The organism is Flavobacterium coralii (assembly GCF_019891545.1).
Taxonomy (GTDB): domain Bacteria; phylum Bacteroidota; class Bacteroidia; order Flavobacteriales; family Flavobacteriaceae; genus Flavobacterium; species Flavobacterium coralii.
This window is the reverse complement of the sequence record NZ_JAHDIU010000002.1, coordinates 295,813-318,280: the sequence shown is the minus strand read 5'-3', so window position 1 is coordinate 318,280 and position 22,468 is coordinate 295,813. Positions and strand designations below refer to the sequence as shown.

23 protein-coding genes are annotated in these 22,468 nt (G+C 40.2%); 9 read left to right on the top strand and 14 right to left on the bottom strand.

Annotated elements, in window-relative coordinates; genetic code table 11:
- The first annotated feature begins 9 nt into the window (after positions 1-9).
- Complete coding sequence (locus KJK34_RS04185; RefSeq protein ID WP_223052599.1) at positions 10-1,719, top strand: sodium:solute symporter family protein; 1,710 nt, start codon at positions 10-12, stop codon at positions 1,717-1,719.
- 52 nt (positions 1,720-1,771) lie between these two features.
- Here KJK34_RS04185 and KJK34_RS04180 read toward each other — a convergent pair whose 3' ends face one another.
- A complete protein-coding gene (locus KJK34_RS04180) occupies positions 1,772-2,626 on the bottom strand; it encodes a DUF2911 domain-containing protein (RefSeq protein WP_223052598.1) in 855 nt (284 codons plus the stop codon).
- 148 nt (positions 2,627-2,774) lie between these two features.
- Here KJK34_RS04180 and KJK34_RS04175 point away from each other — a divergent pair, with 148 nt between their 5' ends.
- Positions 2,775-3,236, top strand: a complete 462-nt coding sequence (locus KJK34_RS04175) for an SRPBCC family protein (protein WP_223052597.1) — start codon at positions 2,775-2,777, stop codon at positions 3,234-3,236.
- An 8-nt stretch (positions 3,237-3,244) separates the two neighbouring features.
- Positions 3,245-4,528: a cryptochrome/photolyase family protein gene (locus tag KJK34_RS04170; protein WP_223052596.1), complete on the top strand. Its 1,284-nt coding sequence runs from the start codon at positions 3,245-3,247 to the stop codon at positions 4,526-4,528.
- On the opposite strand, the gene KJK34_RS04165 is transcribed toward KJK34_RS04170, so the two are convergent.
- The 3 genes from KJK34_RS04165 to KJK34_RS04155 all read right to left on the bottom strand — a co-directional run bounded on the left by KJK34_RS04165 (position 4,525) and on the right by KJK34_RS04155 (position 6,221).
- Positions 4,525-5,178: an HAD family hydrolase gene (locus KJK34_RS04165; RefSeq protein WP_223052595.1), complete on the bottom strand. Its 654-nt coding sequence runs from the start codon at positions 5,176-5,178 to the stop codon at positions 4,525-4,527. The genes KJK34_RS04170 and KJK34_RS04165 overlap by 4 nt on opposite strands.
- Positions 5,175-5,834, bottom strand: coding sequence for an HAD family hydrolase (locus tag KJK34_RS04160; RefSeq protein ID WP_223052594.1), 660 nt, complete (start codon positions 5,832-5,834; stop codon positions 5,175-5,177). The genes KJK34_RS04165 and KJK34_RS04160 overlap by 4 nt, the downstream gene beginning before the upstream one ends.
- Before the next feature lie 69 nt (positions 5,835-5,903).
- The gene (locus KJK34_RS04155; protein ID WP_223052593.1) at positions 5,904-6,221 is read right to left on the bottom strand and encodes a four-helix bundle copper-binding protein; all 318 of its coding nucleotides are present in this window, start codon (positions 6,219-6,221) and stop codon (positions 5,904-5,906) included.
- A gap of 158 nt (positions 6,222-6,379) precedes the next feature.
- Here KJK34_RS04155 and KJK34_RS04150 point away from each other — a divergent pair, with 158 nt between their 5' ends.
- Genes KJK34_RS04150 through KJK34_RS04140 form a run of 3 tightly spaced genes read left to right on the top strand, consistent with a single transcriptional unit; the run spans position 6,380 to position 7,814 of the window.
- Positions 6,380-6,922, top strand: a complete 543-nt coding sequence (locus KJK34_RS04150) for an RNA polymerase sigma factor (protein WP_223052592.1) — start codon at positions 6,380-6,382, stop codon at positions 6,920-6,922.
- 30 nt (positions 6,923-6,952) lie between these two features.
- On the top strand, positions 6,953-7,366 hold the full coding sequence (locus KJK34_RS04145) for a hypothetical protein (RefSeq protein ID WP_223052591.1): 414 nt from the start codon (positions 6,953-6,955) through the stop codon (positions 7,364-7,366).
- A gap of 4 nt (positions 7,367-7,370) precedes the next feature.
- Positions 7,371-7,814, top strand: coding sequence for a sensor of ECF-type sigma factor (locus tag KJK34_RS04140; RefSeq protein WP_223052590.1), 444 nt, complete (start codon positions 7,371-7,373; stop codon positions 7,812-7,814).
- A gap of 40 nt (positions 7,815-7,854) precedes the next feature.
- Here KJK34_RS04140 and KJK34_RS04135 read toward each other — a convergent pair whose 3' ends face one another.
- From KJK34_RS04135 to pyrR, 8 genes are all read right to left on the bottom strand, one after another.
- Positions 7,855-8,745, bottom strand: a complete 891-nt coding sequence (locus KJK34_RS04135; RefSeq protein WP_223052589.1) for a Ppx/GppA phosphatase family protein — start codon at positions 8,743-8,745, stop codon at positions 7,855-7,857.
- Between the two features lie 39 nt (positions 8,746-8,784).
- Positions 8,785-10,890 (bottom strand): polyphosphate kinase 1, encoded by a 2,106-nt coding sequence (gene ppk1, locus KJK34_RS04130; protein WP_223052588.1) that lies wholly within the window; start codon positions 10,888-10,890, stop codon positions 8,785-8,787.
- Positions 10,856-11,377 (bottom strand): SixA phosphatase family protein, encoded by a 522-nt coding sequence (locus KJK34_RS04125; RefSeq protein WP_223052587.1) that lies wholly within the window; start codon positions 11,375-11,377, stop codon positions 10,856-10,858. Before KJK34_RS04125 ends, ppk1 begins: the two co-directional genes overlap by 35 nt.
- 94 nt (positions 11,378-11,471) lie before the next feature.
- On the bottom strand, positions 11,472-12,116 hold the full coding sequence (gene pdxH / locus KJK34_RS04120) for a pyridoxamine 5'-phosphate oxidase (protein WP_223052586.1): 645 nt from the start codon (positions 12,114-12,116) through the stop codon (positions 11,472-11,474).
- 24 nt (positions 12,117-12,140) lie between these two features.
- Positions 12,141-13,046: a ribonuclease Z gene (locus tag KJK34_RS04115; RefSeq protein ID WP_223052585.1), complete on the bottom strand. Its 906-nt coding sequence runs from the start codon at positions 13,044-13,046 to the stop codon at positions 12,141-12,143.
- 36 nt (positions 13,047-13,082) lie between these two features.
- Positions 13,083-13,415 (bottom strand): ribonuclease Z, encoded by a 333-nt coding sequence (locus tag KJK34_RS04110; protein ID WP_223052584.1) that lies wholly within the window; start codon positions 13,413-13,415, stop codon positions 13,083-13,085.
- A 77-nt stretch (positions 13,416-13,492) separates the two neighbouring features.
- Complete coding sequence (locus KJK34_RS04105) at positions 13,493-14,419, bottom strand: aspartate carbamoyltransferase catalytic subunit (RefSeq protein WP_223052583.1); 927 nt, start codon at positions 14,417-14,419, stop codon at positions 13,493-13,495.
- Between the two features lie 25 nt (positions 14,420-14,444).
- Positions 14,445-14,978 (bottom strand): bifunctional pyr operon transcriptional regulator/uracil phosphoribosyltransferase PyrR, encoded by a 534-nt coding sequence (gene pyrR / locus KJK34_RS04100; RefSeq protein WP_223052582.1) that lies wholly within the window; start codon positions 14,976-14,978, stop codon positions 14,445-14,447.
- A gap of 181 nt (positions 14,979-15,159) precedes the next feature.
- On the opposite strand from pyrR, the gene KJK34_RS04095 reads away from it, so the two are divergent.
- Positions 15,160-15,327 carry a hypothetical protein gene (locus tag KJK34_RS04095; protein WP_223052581.1) on the top strand — a complete coding sequence of 56 codons (168 nt, stop codon included), beginning with the start codon at positions 15,160-15,162 and terminating at the stop codon, positions 15,325-15,327.
- A 73-nt stretch (positions 15,328-15,400) separates the two neighbouring features.
- Here KJK34_RS04095 and dnaK read toward each other — a convergent pair whose 3' ends face one another.
- Positions 15,401-17,311 (bottom strand): molecular chaperone DnaK, encoded by a 1,911-nt coding sequence (gene dnaK, locus KJK34_RS04090; RefSeq protein WP_223052580.1) that lies wholly within the window; start codon positions 17,309-17,311, stop codon positions 15,401-15,403.
- A gap of 209 nt (positions 17,312-17,520) precedes the next feature.
- Between dnaK and KJK34_RS04085 the strand changes: the two genes are divergently transcribed.
- Positions 17,521-19,434 (top strand): sensor histidine kinase, encoded by a 1,914-nt coding sequence (locus KJK34_RS04085; protein ID WP_223052579.1) that lies wholly within the window; start codon positions 17,521-17,523, stop codon positions 19,432-19,434.
- Positions 19,421-19,819 carry a response regulator gene (locus KJK34_RS04080; RefSeq protein WP_223052578.1) on the top strand — a complete coding sequence of 133 codons (399 nt, stop codon included), beginning with the start codon at positions 19,421-19,423 and terminating at the stop codon, positions 19,817-19,819. The genes KJK34_RS04085 and KJK34_RS04080 overlap by 14 nt, the downstream gene beginning before the upstream one ends.
- 3 nt (positions 19,820-19,822) lie before the next feature.
- Here KJK34_RS04080 and KJK34_RS04075 read toward each other — a convergent pair whose 3' ends face one another.
- Positions 19,823-22,321 carry a M14 family zinc carboxypeptidase gene (locus tag KJK34_RS04075; RefSeq protein ID WP_223052577.1) on the bottom strand — a complete coding sequence of 833 codons (2,499 nt, stop codon included), beginning with the start codon at positions 22,319-22,321 and terminating at the stop codon, positions 19,823-19,825.
- Between the last annotated feature and the right edge of the window lie 147 nt (positions 22,322-22,468).

The window sequence follows — 22,468 nt, the reverse complement described above, 5'->3', positions numbered from 1 at the left end:
ATTCCTGATATGCAGTTAATCGACTGGGTTATCCTTTGCGTAACGCTGCTGTTTATAGTGGCCTATGGCGCTATTAAAACCCGAGGCAGTAAAAACGTAGAGGAATTTATCCTTGGCGGAAATAACACCCCCTGGTGGACAGTTGGTCTATCGGTAATGGCAACACAGGCCAGCGCTATAACATTTTTATCTACACCCGGGCAGGCTTACCATGACGGAATGGGGTTTGTACAGTTTTACTTCGGGCTGCCATTAGCCATGGTAGTTATCTGTATTACCTTTATTCCCATCTACCACAGGTTAAAGGTTTTTACAGCTTATGAATACCTTGAGCAACGTTTTGATGTAAAAACCCGGACGCTTGCATCGCTCCTGTTCCTTATTCAACGTGGGCTTGGTACAGGGCTTACCATATACGCACCTGCCATTATCATGTCATCACTACTGGGCTGGAACCTCAACCTGATGAATTTTATGATAGGCCTGTTAGTAATTATCTATACGGTTTCGGGTGGGACAAGGGCGGTAAATGTTACCCACAAACAACAAATGTTCGTTATCATGACGGGTATGTTCATTACCTTTTTTATAATATTAAGCTATCTGCCCGAAGAGCTTAGCTTTAACAATTTACTGCATATTGCAGGGGCAAACGACAAAATGAATATTGTTGATTTTTCTTTTGACCCTGAAAAGCGTTATACAATATGGAGCGGTATAGCAGGAGGCTTTTTCCTCGCACTTTCTTATTTTGGTACCGACCAATCCCAGGTGCAGCGTTACCTTTCCGGTAAATCTGTAAAAGAAAGCCAGATGGGGCTTATTATGAACGGCCTACTAAAGGTACCTATGCAATTCTTTATACTGCTAATTGGTGTAATGGTATTTATTTTCTTCCAGTTTCATGAGGCACCATTGCATTTTAACCCTAATAATGTAGAGTTAGTACAAAACTCATCTTATAAAGATGAATACAAAAATCTTGAAGGCAAATTAAAAAGCGTTGCGGAAGAGAAGAAAGAAATCAGTATGCTGTATGCAGGGCAACTGCACCAGGATTATGACAACAAAGAATTGCATAACAGGCTGATTGCACTGAACAGCCAGGAAAAAGACCTTCGGGATGATGCCAAGCAACTAATCAGTAAAATAAATAACAACGCCGAAACTAATGATAAAGATTATGTTTTCCTGTACTTTATCCTGAACTTTTTGCCAAAAGGGCTTATTGGCTTATTACTGGCGGTGATATTCTCGGCTGCAATGTCGTCCTCTGCATCCGGGCTTAATGCGCTTGCCTCTACAACAGCAATAGACCTTTATAAACGAAATGTTACCTCAGTAAAGTCAGATAAGCACTTTGTAGATGCCACTAAACTATTCACGCTGATATGGGGTGTTATTGCCATACTCTTTGCATGCCTTGGCACCTTGTTCGAAAATCTTATACAGCTTGTAAATATTATCGGCTCTATCTTCTATGGTACGGTATTAGGAATTTTTCTTGTGGCTTTTTACATAAAGTATGTAAAAGGACAGGCAATCTTCTGGGGTGCAGTAATAAGCCAGTGTGCTATCTTTTACATTTATTACATTGATGTGGTTAGTTTCCTTTGGCTCAACATTATAGGGGCTGTGCTTACAATTGTACTGTCATCTGTCATACAAATGTTTATGAACAACAGCACTCCGCCACCACTTACAGAAAATGAGATATAAAAAATAAGGCTGCCCTTTGGGCAGCCTTATTTTTTATTAGCTTGTACAGGGATTATTTCCTACTCCACTCCTGTATAGAATCTTTATTCATTTTAACATAGTCCTGGTTGTTGGCTTTTTCAGCAGCAGCTAAAGATTGCTTTGCAGTTTCTATGGCACCTTTCTTATCGCCCATTTTAGCCTGAATAAGTGCTTTTTGCCTTAGATAGTAAAACGGTACATCCTGTCCTTTAGGTGTCTTTTCTATCGCCTGGTTCATCCATGCCAATGCCTGCTCCAGTTGTGAGTTGCTTTGGTAGTAGTACTGCGCAGCTGCAAAATAATCGCTGGCTGAAGGCCCTGCCATAGCCATTTGTATGCTCTTCATGGCTGTTTCCTGTGTAGGTACTTCTACCTTAACGGCAACCATTGTTTTTTCCCATGCTATTTCTAAGAAGCCGAAGTTATTGTCAAGGTTGTTCATCCCTATTGTCAAAGTCTCAACATTACGGTTTAAGAACTCAGGCTTTACGCTAACACGAAGTGCTTCTTTGCTGTCGTCCCACTTTTCAGGAAGGCCCCAGTTATTCGTGTCAGTATAAAAAATAACATCCCAGCTATCTGCTTTAGGCTGTGTGAAAAGTGCATATTTACCTGCGGCAAGTGGTTTGCCACCAATAACCACATCATCAGAAAAAGTTATTATGGTGTTGGCATTTGCACCGGTTCTCCAAAGGCGGCCAAAAGGTACCAACTCTCCATATACAGCCCTGCCGCGTGCGCTTGGGCGAGAATATTCAATTTTAACATTTGTAAGCCCCACCACCTGCTCAATTTTTGCCATCGGGCTGGCCTGAGGCGTGCGAACCTGTGCTGTTCCTGCCGTTAAAGCCAGTAAAAGAGCGCCTGTAATTAGTATTTTTTTCATATCAGTAAATTTATATTTTTTGTATTGCAAAGTTAATGTGCGAAATTAAGAATTTACCGCTACACGATTGTTAAATGTATTAAAAAAACTTACAATTTAATTTTAAGATAATGGTGTGTTTTCTAACTTCACAAAATATTAGAAAAATATGAAGCTGTACACACTGCACCGCAAACAAAACCTCCCTATATCTTTACAGGAGGCCTGGGATTTTATTTCTGACCCTAAAAACCTTGCCGTTATAACACCCGACTCTATGGGTTTTAACACAATATCTGGCGATGACCGCAAAATGTTTGCGGGGCAGATTATTCACTATAATGTAACGCCGCTTATGGGCATAAAATTACAATGGGTAACAGAAATTACTCACGTAAGGGAACTGGAGTTTTTTGTGGACGAACAACGTTACGGCCCTTATAAGTTTTGGCACCACAAGCATTTTGTTAAAGAAATACCCGGTGGTGTAGAAATGGAAGACATTGTGCACTACAAGCTGCCTATGGGCTTTTTGGGCGACCTTATGCACCCTGTAATGGTAAAGCCCAAACTTGAGGAAATTTTTAAATACCGCGAGAAAAAGCTTGAAGAGCTTTTTGGTAAAATGTAACAACAAATATGAATATATTCTGGTTTAGGCGCGATTTAAGGATTGATGATAATACAGGGCTTTATGAAGCACTCACTTCAGGTGAATCTGTACTCCCCATTTTTATATTTGATAAGAACATACTCGGCGAGCTTCCTGAAGATGACCACAGGGTTACTTTTATATATAAACTGATACAGGACATTAATACCGAAATGCACAAGCACAAACGTTCTTTAGCCGTTTTTTATGACACTCCCGAAAATGTTTTTAAGAAACTGATAAAAGAGCATGACATAAAAGCGGTTTATACCAACCATGATTATGAGCCTTATGCACGCAAAAGGGATGAAAATATAAAAGAGCTACTTGAGAAAGAAGATGTAGCCTTTCATACATTTAAAGACCAGGTAATTTTTGAGAAAGATGAAGTAGTAAAGGATGACGGTGATCCTTATGTAGTATATACACCCTACATGAAAAAGTGGAAGCAGGAGTTTAAAAAGATAAACATACGCCTGCACCATCCTAAAGACAAACTGGCAGAAATTACCACTCACTCCTACCCTTTCCTTAGCCTCAGCGACATCGGTTTTAAAGAATCAGAGCTAAAGCCTGCTCCATTTGATGTGGATAAAGATATTATAGAAAATTATGAGGATACCCGTAACTTCCCTGCAATAAAAGGTACGTCTAAGCTTAGCCCATACCTCAGATTTGGAGCTGTAAGCATAAGGGAAATTGTAAAAAAAGCCTCCGACAGTAAAAACGAAACTTTCCTGAATGAACTGATATGGCGTGAACTTTTCATGCAGATTTTGTGGCATTATCCTGAAACGGTTACCAAAAGCTTCAGGGCAAAGTATGATGATATTAAATGGCGTAACGACGATGCCGAGTTTAAAGCTTGGTGTGATGGTAAAACCGGTTACCCAATGGTTGATGCAGGCATGCGTGAGCTTAATGAAACCGGCTACATGCACAACCGCGTAAGGCTGGTGGTATCAAGCTTTTTGTGTAAACACCTTTTGATTGACTGGCGACGAGGTGAAGCCTACTTTGCTAAAAAACTGTTTGATTATGAGCAAAGCAGTAATGTGGGCAACTGGCAGTGGGCCGCAGGGAGCGGTGTAGATGCCGCACCTTACTTCAGGATTTTTAATCCTGCCGAACAAATAAAAAAGTTTGACAAAGACCTGAAGTATGTTAAAAAATGGGTGCCTGAATTTCAGGAAATTGACTACAAGCCTATTGTAGAGCACAAAGAAGCCCGTGAACGCGCCCTTAAAGTATATAAAGAGGCTGTAGCTTAAAGATTCCTTATAAAGCTGCTGTTTATGTCAGAGAAATCAGTAATAACCATATCGGCTTCGCTTGTGTCCTGCAAAATCGTGTGACCGCTATTATAGGCAATGCAGTATAGGCCTGCTGCTTTAGCTGCTTTTATGCCATTGGTGCTGTCTTCTATAACGATACATTCCTTAAACGCATAACCCGATTTTTCGGCAGCTTCAATAAAAATAGCGGGGTGCGGTTTAGAGAATTCAAAATCTTCTCCGCTAATTTTAGCATCAAAATAAGGATGCAGCCCAAACCTGCTGAATACTTTCTCTATCTTTCGTTTAGACGCTGATGAAGCCAGTATAAGCCTGAAGTCGTTATTATGTAAATCTTCAATCAGGTTACGCACACCCGGCATCAGGTCAAGGTCTGCCACGTTATCAAAAGCATCAAAATAGTATTTATATTTTTCCTCCAGCAATTCTTGGTGGGTATGCTCCAGCTTATATAATTCTTTAAGCTTTTGTATGATATTCTTATCAGAATTGCCCATAAAAGTGGCATAAACCTCATCGGGTACAGTAATGCCTAACGCTTTATACATCTGTTGGTTCGCCCTGTAACCGATTGGCTCGGTATTTACTACAACGCCATCCATGTCAAAAATTACACACTTTTTCATGCCTTCAGGTTTTTAATTTTATCCGCGTTAAGCTCATCAAAGCGTGTTATTATCATGTCAGCTAATGCAAGATCCTGCATTTTAGAATTTTCGCTCCTGTAACCAATGCAATACAACCCGGCAGCTTTTGCTGCCTGTATTCCGTTAGTGCTGTCTTCTATCACTATACACTCTTCTTTTTGCATACCCGAAAGCTCGGCTGCCTTCTCAAAAATAGCGGGGTGCGGTTTCGATTTCGGGAAATCTTCGCCACTGACAATGTGGCTGAAATATTTATGAAGCCCGAATCGCCTGAAAACCCTCTCAATGGTAACTTTAGAAGCAGAAGAGGCTAATATCAGCAGAATGCCGTTGTTGTATAAATCCTGTATAAGGTCGTGCACACCCATTAAAAGCTCAAGGTCTTTCTTTTCATCAAAAGCATCGTTAAAAAGACTGCGTTTTGCCTGCACAAGTGCTTCCACATCCTCTATAAGAAAAAATGCATCTTTCAGTTTCTGATAAACATTTTTGGTAGAATTACCTGTAAAAGTAGCATATATTTCGGGCGTCACTTCAATTTTAAGCTGCTCAAAATGCCTGTGATAAGCAAAATGATGAACGGGCTCTGTATCAACAATAACCCCGTCCATATCAAATATTACGGTCTTTATCATAGTTGTGTTTAAGCAGCAAAAATACAACTTACAACCCTATACAAAAAGTATCCGTTTATTAAGTTGCTGTTAATATGCCATACACTCCTCTGCACACTTCCTGCAGGCTTCTGCACATTCGCGGCAGTGGTCGTGGTCGTCTGCGAATTTTTCACATTCATCGGCACAGGCGTTACATATATCCGCACAAAGCTGCATTACCTGCTTTGCGAAGTCAGAATCCCTCTTTTCGAAAGTAACACACTGCAGGCATATATCCGCACAATCCCTGCAAAGCGCTATACACTTCAGGTGGTCTTCATTAACCATATTGATACACTCGGTTGCGCATTCTTCACAGGCTGCAAAACAAGTAAGGCACGCATCTATCATTGACTGATTTTTCATAACATATTGATTTTAAGGTTTAACATACTACAAAGTTAAGTTTAGCATAAGCGAATGACTGGTAAAGCCCTGTTAAACGTTTTTAAATAAATACTAAATGTGCTGCTATTAAACCTTTTGCCGTAACTTTAGTCTTATAAGCTGAATACCGGATAACTTTGGATGACGAAAAGGTTTTTATTGCAGAACTGCTAAACCCAAAAACACGGGAAACAGCTTTCAGGCAGCTCGTAGCGAGATACGGCAAGCCGCTGTATAACCATATCCGTACTATAGTCCTTAACCATGATGATGCGGATGATGTGCTGCAGAATACCTTTATAAAGATTTTCAGGAACCTGGAGAACTTTAAAGGCGAGAGTAAACTTTTTTCGTGGATGTACAGGATTGCAACTAACGAAGCTATAACATTCATAAGCCAGCGTGCTAAAAAGCTGGGGTTAAGTACCGAAGAAGCACAGCAAAAGGCAATACTGAACCTGAAAGCTGATGATTATTTTGAAGGTGATGCATTGCAATTAAAGCTGCAACAGGCCATTGCAATACTTCCGGAAAAACAACAGCTTGTTTTTAAAATGAAATATTTTGAAGACATTAAATATGAGGAGATTTCCGAGATATTGGGCACATCAGTTGGTGCTTTAAAAGCATCTTATCACCATGCCGTAAAAAAAATTGAAGAATATATAGTTAATAATTAAACTTTTATAAAATACATAAGTCTTACTGACATGAATGATTTTAAACTTGATAATGAACCCAAAATCCGTACAGGTTTTAAAGTACCCGATGGCTACTTTGAATCTTTAACGAATAAGGTAATGCAGCAGATACCGGAACCTGAAGTTAAAACCATACCGCTGTACCGAAGGTTCACCACCTGGTATGCATCTGCGGCGGCCATTTTATTACTTGCTTTTGGTACAGGTTTATACTTTAAATTGGGAGTACAGGAAGCACAGCCGGATAACCTGGCTATAGAAAATTACCTGGTATATCAGGCTAACATCAGTAACTATGACCTGTATCAGAACCTTGATGAAAATGATATAAAAGACCTTGAGCAATCTGTTGTAATCAGCGATGATGCAATAGAAGAATATATTTCCGGACAGGGTAATTATGAATATTATTTAAATGAATAACATTATGAAAACTAAATATTTACTGCCGATATTATTACTTTTTTCTTTAAGTATTTTTGCACAGGGCGGCAAGGAAAAAAGGGAACGTATTAAAGCGCTGAAGGTTTCTTTTTTAACCACCGAATTGAACCTTACCAGCGAAGAAGCCGCTAAATTCTGGCCGGTATATAATGCCTTCGAAGAAAAAGAGTTTGATTTACGCCACAGGAAAATGAGGGGACTGGTTCGCAAACTTGATGAAGGCGGGCTTGACTCCATGACTGACAAAGAAGCACTTTCTTATTTAAATCAGTTGGAAGCAGCAGATGAAGAACTTTTTAAATTAAGGCAGAAGCTTATAGCCGACCTTAAAACTATTATAGGGCCTGTGAAAATACTGCGGCTAAAAAAAGCGGAAGATGAGTTTAACAAGCGCCTCCTTGCTAAGTATAAAGAACGTAAAGGATAATTTGTAAAAGTAAAAGAGCGGCAATGCCGCTCTTAATTTATTATATCTTTCCGTAATACATAGCTTTAACTATACCATCCGAAAGCCCGATTTTAGGCACGTAAATGTTACGTGCACCACTCCATTTCATGGCATTAAGATAAATGCGTGTAGCATATATGATTACATCGGCACGATCGGGGTTAAGCCCAAGTTCTGATATGCGCTGCTCATAAGTAAGGCTGTTCAGGAACTGGTACTGCGAATTAATGTAAAAATAGGAAAGCGGTAATTCCTGCTTTTTACCTGAAAGCTTGAACAGCTTGTTTATATTTCCGCCCGAGCCTATAAGGGTTACATTATCATAAGGCTCTGTAACTGTTTTAATCCACTTTTCTATTTCCTGCCACACAATATCATTAACCATATTGTTAAGCAGCCTTACAGTGCCGTTTTTAAACGATTTAGATGCTACAATCTTACCGTTTGCAAATAACGAAAACTCTGTACTGCCGCCGCCAACATCTACAAACAGGTAAGTATGCTCCGGTTTTATAAAGCTATGCAAATCGGTGGAGGCTATAATGGCAGCCTCTTTTTTGCCATCTATAATATCGATTTTTATATCGGCTTCCTGCTCTATCAAATCAGCAACTTCCCTACCGTTAAAAGCCTCACGCATAGCAGAAGTAGCACACGCCATATAACGCTCTACTTTATGTACTTTCATTAGCAGCTTATAGGCTTTCATGGCATCAACCATACGCTCTATATTCTCATCAGATATCTCACCAACGGTAAAAGCATCCTGCCCAAGGCGAATCGGCACGCGTACTAAAGAGCTTTTCGAAAACTGTGTTTCTTTCCCATCCTGCTCAACAATATTGGCAACTAAAAGCCTCATGGCGTTAGAGCCAATATCTATGGCAGCATATTTCTTTATATTAATCATTCCTGCACTGTAAGGCACAAAGGTAAAACTGTGCCTTTCTTATAATTGTTCGTAAATAACCTCAAGCTTGTTCCTGTAGTAAATATAGGTCTCCAGTTGCGCCCTGAATATCTTGTTATTATGCCTTTTGCGGTATTTGTTGTCAAGCTCCTCGCTGTGCAGCCTTGCTTTTACATTACCTTTCCAGCCAATCTCAAAAGTATCTATAAGCTCCTGCTTTATCTCATCATCATATACCGGGCAGGTAACCTCTACCCTCGCGTCAAGGTTACGTGTCATAAAATCAGCCGAAGATATAAATACATCCGGGTTGCCACCGTTTGCAAAGATATATATCCTAGAATGCTCAAGGTAATTATCCACAATACTGATAGCCTCTATATTCTCGCTCATACCTTCCACACCCGGTATAAGGCAGCATATACCTCTTATTATTAACTGAATGCGCACTCCCTCACGGCTTGCTTCATACAGTTTGTCTATCATCCTGAAGTCGGTCAGGCTGTTCATTTTAAGCTTAATGTAAGCTTCTTTACCGGCTATTGCATTAAGTATTTCCCTGTCAATCAGCTTATTGAATTTACTACGGGTATATTGCGGCGACACCAACAGGTGCTTGTAGCGGTGCACGCGGTAGTTCACCTCAAAAAAATCAAATACTTTATTTACCTCTTTCATTATTGGCTGATGGCTCGTAAACAGTGTAACATCAGTATAAATGCGGGCGGTAGATTCGTTGAAATTACCGGTAGAGATAAAACCGTAACGTTTAACTTTTCTATCTTCCACCCTTTCAATTACACATATCTTGCTGTGCACTTTTAAGCCTTTTACACCGAATATCAGGTTGATGCCTTCACTCTGCATCATTTCTGAGTAAGAAATGTTACTGGCCTCATCAAAACGCGCCTGAAGCTCTATCTGTACCGTAACCTTCTTGCCATTTCTTGCCGCATTAATAAGAGAGCTTATTATCTGCGAGTTTTTGGCAAGCCTGTATAATGTTATTTTTATAGATATAACCTTCGGGTCAAGAGCTGCCTCACGCAAAAACTTAATTACATATGCAAAAGACTGGTACGGGGCATACAGCAGGTAATCTTTTTTCTTGATTTTCTGAAGGATACTGCCTTCAAGGCTAAGGCCGTTAACCGGTAACGGCACATTTTGCTTGTACAGCAAATCCTCACGCCCAAGTGTAGGGAAATCCATATAGTCCCTGCGGTTGTGGTACCTGCCTCCCGGAATGATACTATCGGTAGAGTCTATCCCCATACGTTTAAGGAAAAATGCAAGGGTATCATCTTCTATAGACTGGTCATAAACAAAGCGTACCACCTCACCTATTTTCCTTTCAAGAACTCCCTTGGATATTTTTTCCATAAGGCTCTTGCTCTGGTCACTGTCTATTTCCAACTCGGCATCACGGGTAATTTTTACCATGTGTGCCGAAATAGTTTCATATTTAAATATATTGAAGATGTGGTGCAGGTTGTAGCGAATTACATCATCCAGCAGTATTACATATTTACTGTTGTTAACATCCGGCAATACCACAAAGCGATTGATGTTCTTCGGCATTTCTATTATGGCATAGCGCACCTGTTCTTCAGCCTTGCCATTGTCCTGGTGGCCGGGTTTCATAACGAGCTTTACCGCAAGATAACCTGAAGAATCCCTTAGTAGCGGGAATTCGTCAAGGTCGTTAAGGATAATGGTAACAAGCTCGGGCCCTACCTTTTGTATAAAAAAGTCTTTAATAAAGATGCCCTGCTCTTTGGTTACTTCTTTTTCGTTAACGATGTGTATGTTTTCTTTTTCGAGCTCTTTTTCTATAACGCTGAGTATGCGGAGGCTTTCAGACTGCTGCTCTATAACAATATCGGTAATTTCCTTAAGCAGCCTTTGGGCAGTAATGCCGCCAAGTATTTTCTCGCCTGTCTCACCTTCCAGGCTAAGGCGGCGTATGGCAGCATAGCGCACCCTGAAAAACTCATCTAAATTGTTTGAAAAAATCCCTAAAAAACGAAGTCTGTCTAAAAGTGGAACATTTTCGTCAGCAGCTTCCTGTAGTACTCTGGCATTAAATGCGAGCCAGCTTTTTTCTCTGTCAATATATCGGTTTACCGGTGAGTGGTGGATCATATTTCTTTAAGTCTCTTGGAAACAATAGCTTTTCTGTTTTCCCTTTGCCTATCTCTTTCCATGCATTTTCTTCAAACGAAAGAGATACAAAACCCGCTGTAGGAACATTCTCTACAATATGGTTCCCAAAGGTATTAACAAAATTAGTAATAGCATCGTTATGACCAAAAAGAATTAAGTTATCAAATTGGTTGTCGCAGCTTTTAATAGTGCGCTCCAGGCTCTTTTCATCAAAAGTATAAAGGTCGTCTTTAAACACTATGGTTTCTAAAGGTATAGATAAATTAGCGGCAAATATATAGGCTGTGTTTTTTGCCCTTTGCGCAGTACTGCTCCACACTACATAAGAGTCGGGTAAGTAATCGTGAACGTTTGCAGCCATAAGGTGCGCATCATTAATACCGCGTTTAGAGAGCGGCCTGTCTTTATCTATAAGGGGTGCATCCCAGCTTGATTTGGCATGGCGTATCAATATCAGGTTTTTCATCACATTCAGGTTTAAACATTAGAAATCAAAAACTTAAATATCATAAAAAAACCGATTGAAAAAACATTATTTGCTGTTAATTTGGTATTAAAGTTTATGGGGCAAGCCTCTCCTTTATCCAGTTCAGGTCTTCGGTAAGTGTAAAGAGGATTCGGTCGTGCATGCGGTTGGGCCTGCCCTGCCAGAATTCTATGCTTACAGGCTTAACAATATAACCGCCCCAGTGTAATGGCCTTTGTACTTCTTTACCCTGATACTCCTTTTCAAGCTGTTGCAGTTTTTCATCGAGATATTCGCGTGACGGTACCACCTCACTTTGCGGGGAAGCTGCGGCACCAAGACGGCTACCTAACGGGCGGCTTTCAAAATATCCGTCAGAAAGGTTTTCGGCTATTTTCTCTGCTTTCCCTTTTATGATTACCTGCCGCTCCATTTCATGCCAGAAAAAAGAAAGGCAGACATTTGGATTAGCAGCTATTGCACGCCCTTTTTCTGAATTGTAGTTCGTAAAGAATATAAACCCTTCATATGTAAACTGTTTTAGCAGCACCACCCTTGCTTTTGGGAAACCGTCTAAACCAATTGTTGATACCGTCATCGCATTAACCTCTGCGGTACCACCAAATTCTTCCATCTGTATAAACCAGTCCCTGAAAAGCACGATAGGGTCATCCGGCACTACACCTTCTGTAAGGGCGCTTTTTTCATACGATTTGCGGTAGTTACTAAGGTCTTTCATAAAAATTACAGATTTAAACTGAATTTATATTTCAAAAATTTTTCCGTCATCGGCAACCTCAACATTTTCAAAAACTGTGGCAGCCTCGTGCTTAAAATTATCAATATCATCATACCGGGTGGAAAAATGCCCAAGTATAAGCTGCTTTGCATTAGCCGCTTTGGCTATGACTGCTGCCTGTTTTGCGGTACTGTGCATAGTTGGCTCGCATAAATGCTTTTCTGACTCTAAAAAAGTACTTTCATGATACAATGCATCTACGTTTTGCATTAAAGGCACTAAATCTTCATTATACATGGTGTCCGAACAAAAAGCATAGCTTTTTGGTGCGGGCGGGTCAAAGCTCAGCTCAGTATTAGGTATAACTCTCCCGTTTTCAAGCGTAATATCTCCACCGTTTTTTATTTTTTGGTAATAGCAAACATCAATGCCGTATCTTTCAGCAGCAGCTACATTAAGTTTTCTCTCAAAAGGCTTTTCTTCAAACAAAAAGCCGTTGGTATAAACCCTGTGCTTTAGGGGCAGTGTGGTTACCTTCACCTTATCATCTTCAAAAACAAGTTGTGGCACCGCCGAATTTAACTCGTGAAAATAAAGGTTATAACCTGTCCATGAGTTTGATAGCTTTAACTGTAACAGTATGATTTCCTTCACTCCTTTCGGGCCATAAACATGCAAATCGGTTTTACGGTTCAGTAGTGAGAATGTAGAAATTAACCCAATCAGCCCGTAAAAATGGTCACCGTGCAGGTGAGATATAAAAATATGATTGATTTTAGAAAATCGCAATTTGTTTTTGCGTAGCTGCACCTGCGTACCTTCACCGCAATCTATAAGGAACATCCTGTTTCGTATTTCCAATACCTGCGATGTAGGGTTGGTCATAGACCGGGGTGTGGCAGCATAACAGCCTAATATGGTTAACTTCATCTGTTTCCTTTACTCCTGCCTTACGGGCAGGCTTATTTAAAACCCCAGGTCGCGCTCAATCTCTTCCATCTGTATAATATCATGCGCTTCAAGCTGAGTGGGTACAACTACCATCTCTTCGGGGGCATCGTTATAATTAAAATCACCTGTAACCAGTACAAACGATTTTTTTGCCTGCCTGTGTTTGTTAGAAAGCTCGAGAAAAGACAATACCTGCTGCAGCGTGAGCTTACCGTCAGCCGAAAGGTCAAGTACAATGTTTTTGTCTTTAAAGCTCTTATATTCTGAAGTTACCTTTTCATTAAAAGCTGCAAAATCGCCTTTTGTATCTTTTATTACAACGGTATGTCCTTTTTCTTCTACTTTCATTGTTATGGTGTTAGCAGTACTAAATTAATAATATAGTATATAAAGATAAAGCCTTTAACCTGTTTTTAATAACCCTGTTATTTAATTTTACTTGCCAGCAGGTAAATTACAGCCATACGAACCGCAACACCGTTTTCTACCTGGTCTAATATTACAGATTGCTGCGAATCGGCTACATCACTGGTTATCTCTACTCCCCTGTTTATAGGGCCGGGGTGCATTATCACAATTTCTTTATTTAAAGAATCAAGCAATGCTTTATCTACTCCGTACTGTTGGCTGTACTCTCTTGTTGAAGGGAAGTAGTTTACATCCAGCCTTTCGTTCTGTACCCTTAACATATTAGCTACATCACACCACTCTAATGCTTTACGGAGATTTGGTTCGACAGTAACCCCTAATGATTCTATATATTTCGGGATAAGTGTTTTAGGGCCGCATACTTTCACTTCGGCACCCTGCATCTGCAAAGCAAAAATATTAGAGAGCGCAACGCGGGAATGCAGTATATCACCCACAATAACTACTTTTTTGCCACCTACGCTACCCAAACGCTCGCGGATGGTATAAGAGTCAAGCAGTGCCTGTGTTGGGTGCTCGTGTGCGCCATCGCCAGCATTTACTATGCTTGCCTTTACGTTTTGCGATAAAAAGTAAGCTGCACCGGGGCGCTCATGGCGCATAACAACCATATCTACCTTCATAGACAGGATATTGTTTACCGTGTCTATAAGTGTTTCTCCTTTTTTAACGGATGACTGCGCCGCCGAAAAGCTGATAACGTCGGCTGATAGCCTTTTCTGTGCCAGCTCAAAAGAAAGTTTTGTGCGGGTACTGTTCTCAAAAAATATGTTGGCTATGGTAATATCCCGTAGCGAAGGTACTTTTTTAATAGGGCGGTTAATTACTTCTTTAAACTGGTCGGCAGTTTCAAATATAAGATCAATATCCTGCGGGGTTATATATTTTATGCCTAACAGGTGATTAACGCTTAATTCTTTCATTGTAGTTGTTGTGTTGCGGTAAGCATTAAATTAAATAAACACTGTCTTCGCCATCATTTTCTTTCCACGAAACCTTAACTTTTTCGTCATTTATGGCATCTACCTGCCTGCCCCTGTAATCGGGCTGGATGGGCAGGTGGCGGCTAAAGCGTCGGTCTATAAGCACCAGCAGCTCTATCTGAGATGGCCTGCCAAACGACTGAATTGCCGTAAGGGCTGCCCTTATGCTGCGCCCCGTGTATAATACATCATCTATAAAGACTACTTTTTTGCCTTCTACCAAAAAATCTATTTGTGTTTTGTTGGCTTCCAACGGCTTTTCTGAGCGGCGAAAATCGTCTCTGAAGAAAGTAATATCTAAAAAGCCAAGCTTTATATCCTGCACACTGTACTGCTGTTCCAGTATCTGCTTTATCCTTTCGGCAACAAAACGTCCGCGTGGCTGAAGCCCTATAAGGATCGTATCTTTAAAATCGAGATGGTTTTCAAGTAACTGGCAGGCCAAACGGTGTAGGATGATATTGACTTCGCGTGAAGTAAGCAATATTTTATGGCTCATAATACAGAATTGTGTTTGGTTTGTAAAAGTAAAGAAAAATACATTCTTTTAAAAATTAGCATTCACTAATTACTTTGCACAGTTACACATTACTTCTTAAAGAAGATACAATTAATTTATTTTTAACGGAATACACTTTTACAACTGCTACCTTTATTGTATAACCTAAAAACAAAAGTTTATGCAAAACAGGATAATAAAACTCGGTATGTTTGCTATGCTGCTATCATTGGTAACAGGCTGCGAACTTGTAGGCGACATTTTTGAAGCCGGTATGGCCGTTGGTATATTTATAGTTATAGCCGTTATTGTGCTTATAGTATGGCTCATCAGCAAGTTCAGGAGATGATATTTACCTTAACTTTATAAAAAACAAATGCCCGCTGTTCTCACAACGGGCATTTTTATTTGCTCTGTAAAAATTATTTTACTTCTTCAAAGTCAACGTCCTGAACTTCGTCATCGCCGCCGCCTTGTTGCTGTCCGCCCTGTGGCTCTCCCTGCTGGGCACCACCCTGCGCACCGCCTTCGGCCTGTGCTTTATAAATTTCTTCCGAAGCATTTTTCCACGCTTCGTTTATTTTATCAAGCGCCGGCTGTATGGTATCAACATCTTTGGTTTCATAAGCTTTTTTAAGCTCTTCAAGTGCTGATTCCAATGATTGTTTATTGCCTGCCGAAAGTTTATCGCCATAATCTTTAAGCTGCTTTTCAGTCTGGAAAATCATACCGTCAGCTTCGTTAAGCTTATCAACTTTTTCTTTCGCTTTTTTATCAGCCTCTGCATTAGCTTCGGCTTCGCGGCGCATCCTGTCTATTTCTTCCTGGGTTAACCCTGAAGATGCCTCTATACGAATGTCATGCGATTTACCAGTACCTTTATCTGTAGCTGATACTTTAATGATACCGTTGGCATCTATATCAAACGTTACTTCAATCTGAGGCACACCTCTTGGTGCAGGCGGAATTCCGTCAAGGTGGAAACGACCGATAGTCTTGTTATCGGCAGCCATAGGCCTTTCACCCTGCAACACGTGTATTTCTACACTTGGCTGGTTATCTGCCGCTGTAGAGAATACCTGCGATTTTTTTGTAGGTATGGTAGTGTTGGCTTCTATCAGCTTTGTCATTACGCTACCCATTGTTTCTATACCTAATGATAACGGAGTAACATCTAATAAAAGTACGTCTTTTACGTCTCCTGTAAGTACACCGCCCTGTATAGCTGCACCAATGGCAACAACCTCATCAGGGTTTACACCTTTAGAAGGTTTTTTACCGAAGAATTTCTCAACTTCTTCCTGTATTTTAGGGATACGTGTAGAACCACCCACAAGTATTACCTCGTCAATTTCCGATGTTTTAAGTCCTGCATCTTTAAGCGCTTTTTCGCATGGCAGCATAGAGCGCCTAACAAGGTCATCTGACAGCTGCTCGAATTTAGCCCTTGACAGCGACTTAACTAAGTGCTTAGGCCCTGAAGCTGTAGCTGTAATGTATGGCAGGTTAATTTCTGTTTGTGTAGAAGATGAAAGTTCTATTTTAGCTTTTTCGGCAGCTTCTTTTAAACGCTGTAATGCCATGGCATCTTTACGAAGGTCAACACCCTCTTCAGAGTTAAATTCATTTGCCAGCCAGTCTATAATTACCTGGTCAAAGTCATCACCACCAAGATGGGTATCTCCGTTTGTAGAAAGCACTTCAAAAACACCGTCGCCAAGCTCCAGTATAGAAATATCAAAAGTACCGCCACCAAGGTCATACACTGCTATCTTCTGGTCTTTGCCCGATTTGTCAAGTCCATAAGCCAAAGCTGCGGCAGTAGGCTCGTTAATAATCCTCCTTACTTTAAGGCCAGCAATCTCACCTGCTTCTTTAGTAGCCTGGCGCTGTGCATCGTTAAAGTAAGCCGGTACAGTAATAACAGCTTCTGTAACGGTTTGCCCAAGGTAATCCTCAGCAGTCTTCTTCATTTTCTGAAGTGTCATGGCCGATAGTTCCTGTGGTGTATATAAACGCCCGTCTATATCTACACGCGGCGTGTCATTATCTCCTTTTACAACCTTATACGGTACGTTTTGTGCTTCTTTTGTACTCTCTGAGTATTTGTTACCCATAAAGCGCTTTACCGAAGATATGGTTTTGGTTGGGTTGGTTACCGCCTGGCGTTTTGCAGGGTCGCCCACTTTAATTTCGCCACCTTCCACAAAAGCAATTACCGATGGTGTAGTCCTTTTCCCTTCAGCATTAGCAATAACCACCGGCTCTCCACCTTCCATTACGGCTACGCACGAATTGGTTGTTCCTAAGTCAATTCCGATTATTTTACTCATTTTGCTTATTAGTTTTTATTTTCTGAATTTGTTTTCTTTCCTCAAATAGTTGTTTTGAAATTGTCAATCATTGTGCCAATAGAAAAATCTGGAAAATTAATGACAGTTTTATGACAACATGACACGTTCTACAAGTGTTAATAAATTATTATGTAAACAATCAAAAAAATACTAATTTTATAAATCCTGCACGATAAAAAATTATTAAAATGAAAAACGCCGAGAGGATGTATTTAAAGCTGGCGCGGTTTTCGGCAGTGATGGTGATATTGCTGGGGCTTTATGTACTTTTCTTTAAACATATTAAGAAGCTTCTCTTTGATTTAGGAAGACTTCCTATGGCATATGATTCCGGTGTATGTTTTTTAATAATAGGCATTGTTCTTTTACTACAACTTTCCAATAAAAAATCGCTAAAAGCACTTTCTGCAATATTAGCTTTCACAGTATTTGGCTATAGTGCCATGTTGCTTCCGGATATGCTGTTGCAACAGCCGTTATTATATAAAATTCACTCCGGTATGGCACCGCAAACGGCTTTGTGTTTTCTGTTAATCTCATCTGCCTTGATGTTGAGGTTATCACATAAGTTATACTTTAAAAAGGCCTCTGCATACGCTTTTAATATTGTTACAATTGTTGCTGTTGTGGTAGCTATAGGGTACATAATAAGTGTCCCTGAACTCTATTCCTTTTCATTTGTGCCCATGTCTGCCTATGCTGCATTTGGCTTTATTCTATTTTCTACATCTGCGTCATTACTTAATCCTACAGTGGGTTTAACTTCGGTTTTTACAGGGCGGAAAATAGGTAATATCATGGCCCGCAGGATTTTTATGCAGCTGATTATAAGCATAATTGTTTTAGGATACCTCCATGTTTTAGACCACAGGTACCATTGGTTTAGCCACGAGTTTAGTGCTGCTCTGCAAACAATTATCTTAATTTTTGTGGGGTTGTTTATTATATGGGAAACTTCCGAGAAATTAAATAAAGCACAGGCTGATAAGGACATGGCACAGGAAAATTTTAAAATTGCCGTTGACTCTGCCCCATACGCTCTGGTTATTTCTAATGCCGATGGCAAAATTATACTTGCTAATCATCAAACCGAACTTTTATATGGTTATAAAAAGAGGGAGTTAATAGGCCGGTCAGTAAAATTACTGCTGCCCAAAATAATGCATGATGATTATGAAGCCAGAAAAATAAGTTTTTTCAGGAAGCAGGTTACAGTACATTTTACAGGCACAGATGATGATGAAATGCTTATTACCGCGGATAAAGACGGAAGGGAATTTCCTGTAGAAATGGTTTTTATACCCATTAAAACAGAGAGTGAAGTGTTATGCTTAACATCTATTATTGATATTACTGACAGGAAACAGTATGAAGATATAATTAAGCAGCAGGTTACAGAGCTACAATTTAAGAACCAGGAACTGGAGCAATTCAATTATATAGCCTCGCACGACTTGCAGGAACCACTCCGCACTGTTTCAAATTATATTCAACTGCTTGAAGAAGATTATCCTGAACAGGTTACTGATGAAATAAAAGTACATCTTTGTGCTATGGATGCTGCCATTATAAGGATGAGTACGCTGGTTAAATCATTACTTATATTTGGTAAGCTGGGGCGTAATAAAAAGATGACGCTGATTGATTGCTCTGTATTAGTAGAAAATGTACTTTCTGATCTTAGCAGCCTTATCTCCTCAAAAAATGCAGTGATAAAAGTTGAAGGAAAGTTGCCTATGCTTTACGGTTACGAAACAGAGTTACGCCTGTTGTTCCAAAACCTTATAAACAACGCTATAAAATTTACTGCACCCGGCACAACACCTTTTGTAAAAATATGGTGTAGTGAAGAAAAAGGGTACTACAGCTTTAATATTGCCGATAATGGTATTGGCATAGAACATGAGCATTGTGATAAAATTTTTCATATATTTCAGCGGCTTAATAAAGCTGAAGATTATGAGGGACATGGTATTGGCCTTGCCCATTGCAAAAAAATTACAGAAATGCATGGAGGCAGGATATGGGCCGAACCACGCCCGTGCGGAGGTACAGTTTTTACATTCACCATATTGAATTTAAAAAGTTATGAAACAGCTTAATTGCATAATGCTTATTGACGACAATAAGATTGACAATTTTTTTCATGAGAGGGTAATCCGCAAAAACAATGCGGCCAATCACATAGTTATTAAAGAATCTGGCAGGGAAGCTCTTGATTACCTTACAGATACCGATTCATTATTACCTGACCTAATTTTTCTGGACATTAATATGCCCGGAATGAATGGTTGGGAGTTTATAGAGCATTATAAGCAACTTGACCATGAACTGCAAAATAGTATGATAGTGGTTATGCTTAGTACATCTGACAATCCGGATGACAGGACAATGGCACTGACACAAGGTATTCTTGCCGATTTTAAAACCAAGCCTTTAACAAAGGAAATGCTTGATGAAGTATTTAACAGGCTTTACTCTGAATAAACATTAGTTTATAAGAAAAAGCGCATTACTGAAAAGCAGGTTGCCATTTTCCCAAAATCCCCTGAATAAAGGGTTATCTACCATATACACTATTTTACCTTTGCCTTTCTGCTCTACGGCAAAGGTTACAGTGTTTTGTAATTCTTTTTTCAGGTTACTGCCTATAAAACCAAAGCTTTTGTAGCCTTTTGGTACATATATCACATTTTGTGCCCCGGAAAGTAACTGATAATACTCATCTGAAGTTTTAAGGCTGAAATATGTACTGCCAAGCCCATAAGCAAGAGGGTGGCTTACATCTGCTACATTCTCTACAATGGCTCCGGGTACAGAATTTGATATGGAACGCCGCTCACTTCCTTCATAATCAGTAAAGCGCTCTGCAAGCAAATCAGCTGCCTCACCTTCCTCTCCTGTAGCTTTATCTGTAGCAAACGCTGTAAGGCTATATCCGGGCGCATCTTCAAAAAGTTTAAGCGCACCGCTAATGGCAATAATTTTACCTCCGTTGGTTATAAAGCTGCCCAATTTTTCTTTTTGTGCATCTGTAAAGTTATACCAGCCATCTGCAAGCACAAGTGTATTAAACTCCGAAAAATCAACACGATTAAATTGCTGTATATCTATTATGCTAAGCGGGTAATTGATAACATTATCCATAAAATGCCAAACCTGCCCAAAGTCGGTAGCACTTACACCCTCGCCTGCCAGTAATAGTACTTTAGGCGCTTCAAGTAGCGGGTAGTATTCGCCTCCAAGGTCTGCACCGCTTACAGAAAACCCACTGTCTATTACTTCATAATCAGGCTTATCAGCTACTAAAACACCTATAGTTTGTTCAAAATCAGCTATATTCCTGTTGTCACTTTTCATTACAATAAGGTCGCCACGGTTTATTTTTATTCCTCTTAGTGCCGATTCTTTGGCAGCATGGCGCACCTGCACACCGTTCTTATGCAGCAATGAAAGTACCTTCACAGACTCCCTGCCATTCCAGGGTATGTAATAGGCATACACATTGTCATACTCCAGCTTTCCTTTATAAGATACTGTGCTTTTTGTCTTTACACCGGGTATTGCTTTAAGTGCGTAGCTTTCCACTCCGTAAGCATGTGGCAGCGCCCATGCGGTAATATCATAAGACAGGCTGTCAGAAAGCCGTTGCTGCGGTTCGAACAGCACCTGCGTTAGTAAAGCCTTTGGTTGGTTAGTAGTTACAATCAGGTCGTTAGGCTCTAACGTAAACTCCTTTTCCCTGTCAGACTGGTAATGATAACCTGTCAGCTTGCGGGTTTCGTCAGCGTAGGCATAAGCTATATTATTACGCTTTAGCAACTCCGAAAGCTGTATATTCTTACCGTTATTTTTAACTACATAAGCCCTGTATTTCCCTTTTGGGTTTTCCCGACTGTCCTTAAAATAGCTCCTGAAGTTTTTAATGAGTTTTTCTTTTTGAAGGAAGGCGGTTTCAACAGCAGTAAGTACTGCCGCTGTGTGGTGGTTTATCCTGTCCTGAAGGGTTAATACAGTTCCGTTGCGCATTTTTACGGCACGCCCGGCATTAATGCCCCCTTGCTCATAGGTCATGCCTATTGCGCCGTTAAAGCACGGATAGGTATCGCCATAACTTGGGTAAAAAAGGTCGAACCGCTCGCGGGTATAATAGCCCCAACCTTCTTTATCAAATTTTTTAGAGGTGTTCTGTCCTATTGACTCATGGAAATCTTTTTGGTACTGCGTTATAAAATCATGTATCGGTTCGGCTGCAGGCGGAAAAAAGTAGGGTTCGTTGTACCCCATCTCGTGTACATCTACATGAACCATCGGCATCCACTCATTATATAGAGCAATGCGCTGGCGGGTTTCAGGTTGTGTTTGCCATGCCCAGTCACGGTTAAGGTCATAGGCATAATGGTTTTGCCTGCCGCCCGGCCATGGCTCCATGTGCTCCCTGTCCTGTGTGCCAGGGTGCGTGTTGAAGCCTGTAACCGAGCGCAGCCAGTTACCATAATGTGCATAACCATCCGGGTTAAGGCACGGGTCAAGTATTACAATTGTATTTTTAAGCCATTCGGCTGCATCCTTGTTTTCAGGGTTAACAAGCTCATAAGCTACCTGCATGGCACTCTCGGCAGCAGCAGGCTCATTACCATGGACATTAAAGCTTAACCATACAATGGCTTTATCGGCTACTGTAGTTGTTTTAGCCGTTGCCATTCCTATTGCATTAAGGTGATTTTGCCTTATATCCTGTAATGCCTTCAGGTTTTCGGGAGCAGAAATAAAATAAACATTCAACGCCCTCTCTTCAGGGGTTTCACCATATTGCTGTTGCATTATTCTGTCTGACTGCTGCACAAGTTGTGCAAAATAACTTTCAAGCTGGTGGTAGTAGGTTACATGCTCACCATAATTGGGTAAATATTGTTTAGGGCTTTTAACCTGCGCCTGTATTGTAAATGTTGCAGCAACAAACAAGATTGCTGTATATAGTTTTTTCATGTGCCTGTTTTAGAAATCCAAATGTAAGGATTTTACAACATACCTTTAAACATCGCCTCATAGTACGACATATAATTTCTCTAAATAACAATAAGGGCAAAGCTATTTAAGGGGTAATTATTATCTTTGCTTGCTTTAAAAAGAATC

Excerpts from the sequence above, each read along its gene's own strand:
- KJK34_RS04075 (WP_223052577.1), bottom strand. The coding sequence starts at position 22,321 with ATGAAAAAACTATATACAGCAATCTTGTTTGTTGCTGCAACATTTACA.
- ppk1 (WP_223052588.1), bottom strand. The coding sequence starts at position 10,890 with ATGATCCACCACTCACCGGTAAACCGATATATTGACAGAGAAAAAAGC.
- KJK34_RS04095 (WP_223052581.1), top strand. The coding sequence starts at position 15,160 with ATGCAAAACAGGATAATAAAACTCGGTATGTTTGCTATGCTGCTATCA.
- pdxH (WP_223052586.1), bottom strand. The coding sequence starts at position 12,116 with ATGAAAGACCTTAGTAACTACCGCAAATCGTATGAAAAAAGCGCCCTT.
- dnaK (WP_223052580.1), bottom strand. The coding sequence starts at position 17,311 with ATGAGTAAAATAATCGGAATTGACTTAGGAACAACCAATTCGTGCGTA.
- KJK34_RS04185 (WP_223052599.1), top strand. The coding sequence starts at position 10 with ATGCAGTTAATCGACTGGGTTATCCTTTGCGTAACGCTGCTGTTTATA.
- KJK34_RS04115 (WP_223052585.1), bottom strand. The coding sequence starts at position 13,046 with ATGAAGTTAACCATATTAGGCTGTTATGCTGCCACACCCCGGTCTATG.
- pyrR (WP_223052582.1), bottom strand. The coding sequence starts at position 14,978 with ATGAGCCATAAAATATTGCTTACTTCACGCGAAGTCAATATCATCCTA.
- KJK34_RS04145 (WP_223052591.1), top strand. The coding sequence starts at position 6,953 with ATGAATGATTTTAAACTTGATAATGAACCCAAAATCCGTACAGGTTTT.
- KJK34_RS04175 (WP_223052597.1), top strand. The coding sequence starts at position 2,775 with ATGAAGCTGTACACACTGCACCGCAAACAAAACCTCCCTATATCTTTA.
- KJK34_RS04110 (WP_223052584.1), bottom strand. The coding sequence starts at position 13,415 with ATGAAAGTAGAAGAAAAAGGACATACCGTTGTAATAAAAGATACAAAA.
- KJK34_RS04135 (WP_223052589.1), bottom strand. The coding sequence starts at position 8,745 with ATGATTAATATAAAGAAATATGCTGCCATAGATATTGGCTCTAACGCC.
- KJK34_RS04085 (WP_223052579.1), top strand. The coding sequence starts at position 17,521 with ATGAAAAACGCCGAGAGGATGTATTTAAAGCTGGCGCGGTTTTCGGCA.
- KJK34_RS04155 (WP_223052593.1), bottom strand. The coding sequence starts at position 6,221 with ATGAAAAATCAGTCAATGATAGATGCGTGCCTTACTTGTTTTGCAGCC.
- KJK34_RS04180 (WP_223052598.1), bottom strand. The coding sequence starts at position 2,626 with ATGAAAAAAATACTAATTACAGGCGCTCTTTTACTGGCTTTAACGGCA.
- KJK34_RS04160 (WP_223052594.1), bottom strand. The coding sequence starts at position 5,834 with ATGATAAAGACCGTAATATTTGATATGGACGGGGTTATTGTTGATACA.
- KJK34_RS04080 (WP_223052578.1), top strand. The coding sequence starts at position 19,421 with ATGAAACAGCTTAATTGCATAATGCTTATTGACGACAATAAGATTGAC.
- KJK34_RS04165 (WP_223052595.1), bottom strand. The coding sequence starts at position 5,178 with ATGAAAAAGTGTGTAATTTTTGACATGGATGGCGTTGTAGTAAATACC.
- KJK34_RS04140 (WP_223052590.1), top strand. The coding sequence starts at position 7,371 with ATGAAAACTAAATATTTACTGCCGATATTATTACTTTTTTCTTTAAGT.
- KJK34_RS04105 (WP_223052583.1), bottom strand. The coding sequence starts at position 14,419 with ATGAAAGAATTAAGCGTTAATCACCTGTTAGGCATAAAATATATAACC.
- KJK34_RS04125 (WP_223052587.1), bottom strand. The coding sequence starts at position 11,377 with ATGAAAAACCTGATATTGATACGCCATGCCAAATCAAGCTGGGATGCA.
- KJK34_RS04170 (WP_223052596.1), top strand. The coding sequence starts at position 3,245 with ATGAATATATTCTGGTTTAGGCGCGATTTAAGGATTGATGATAATACA.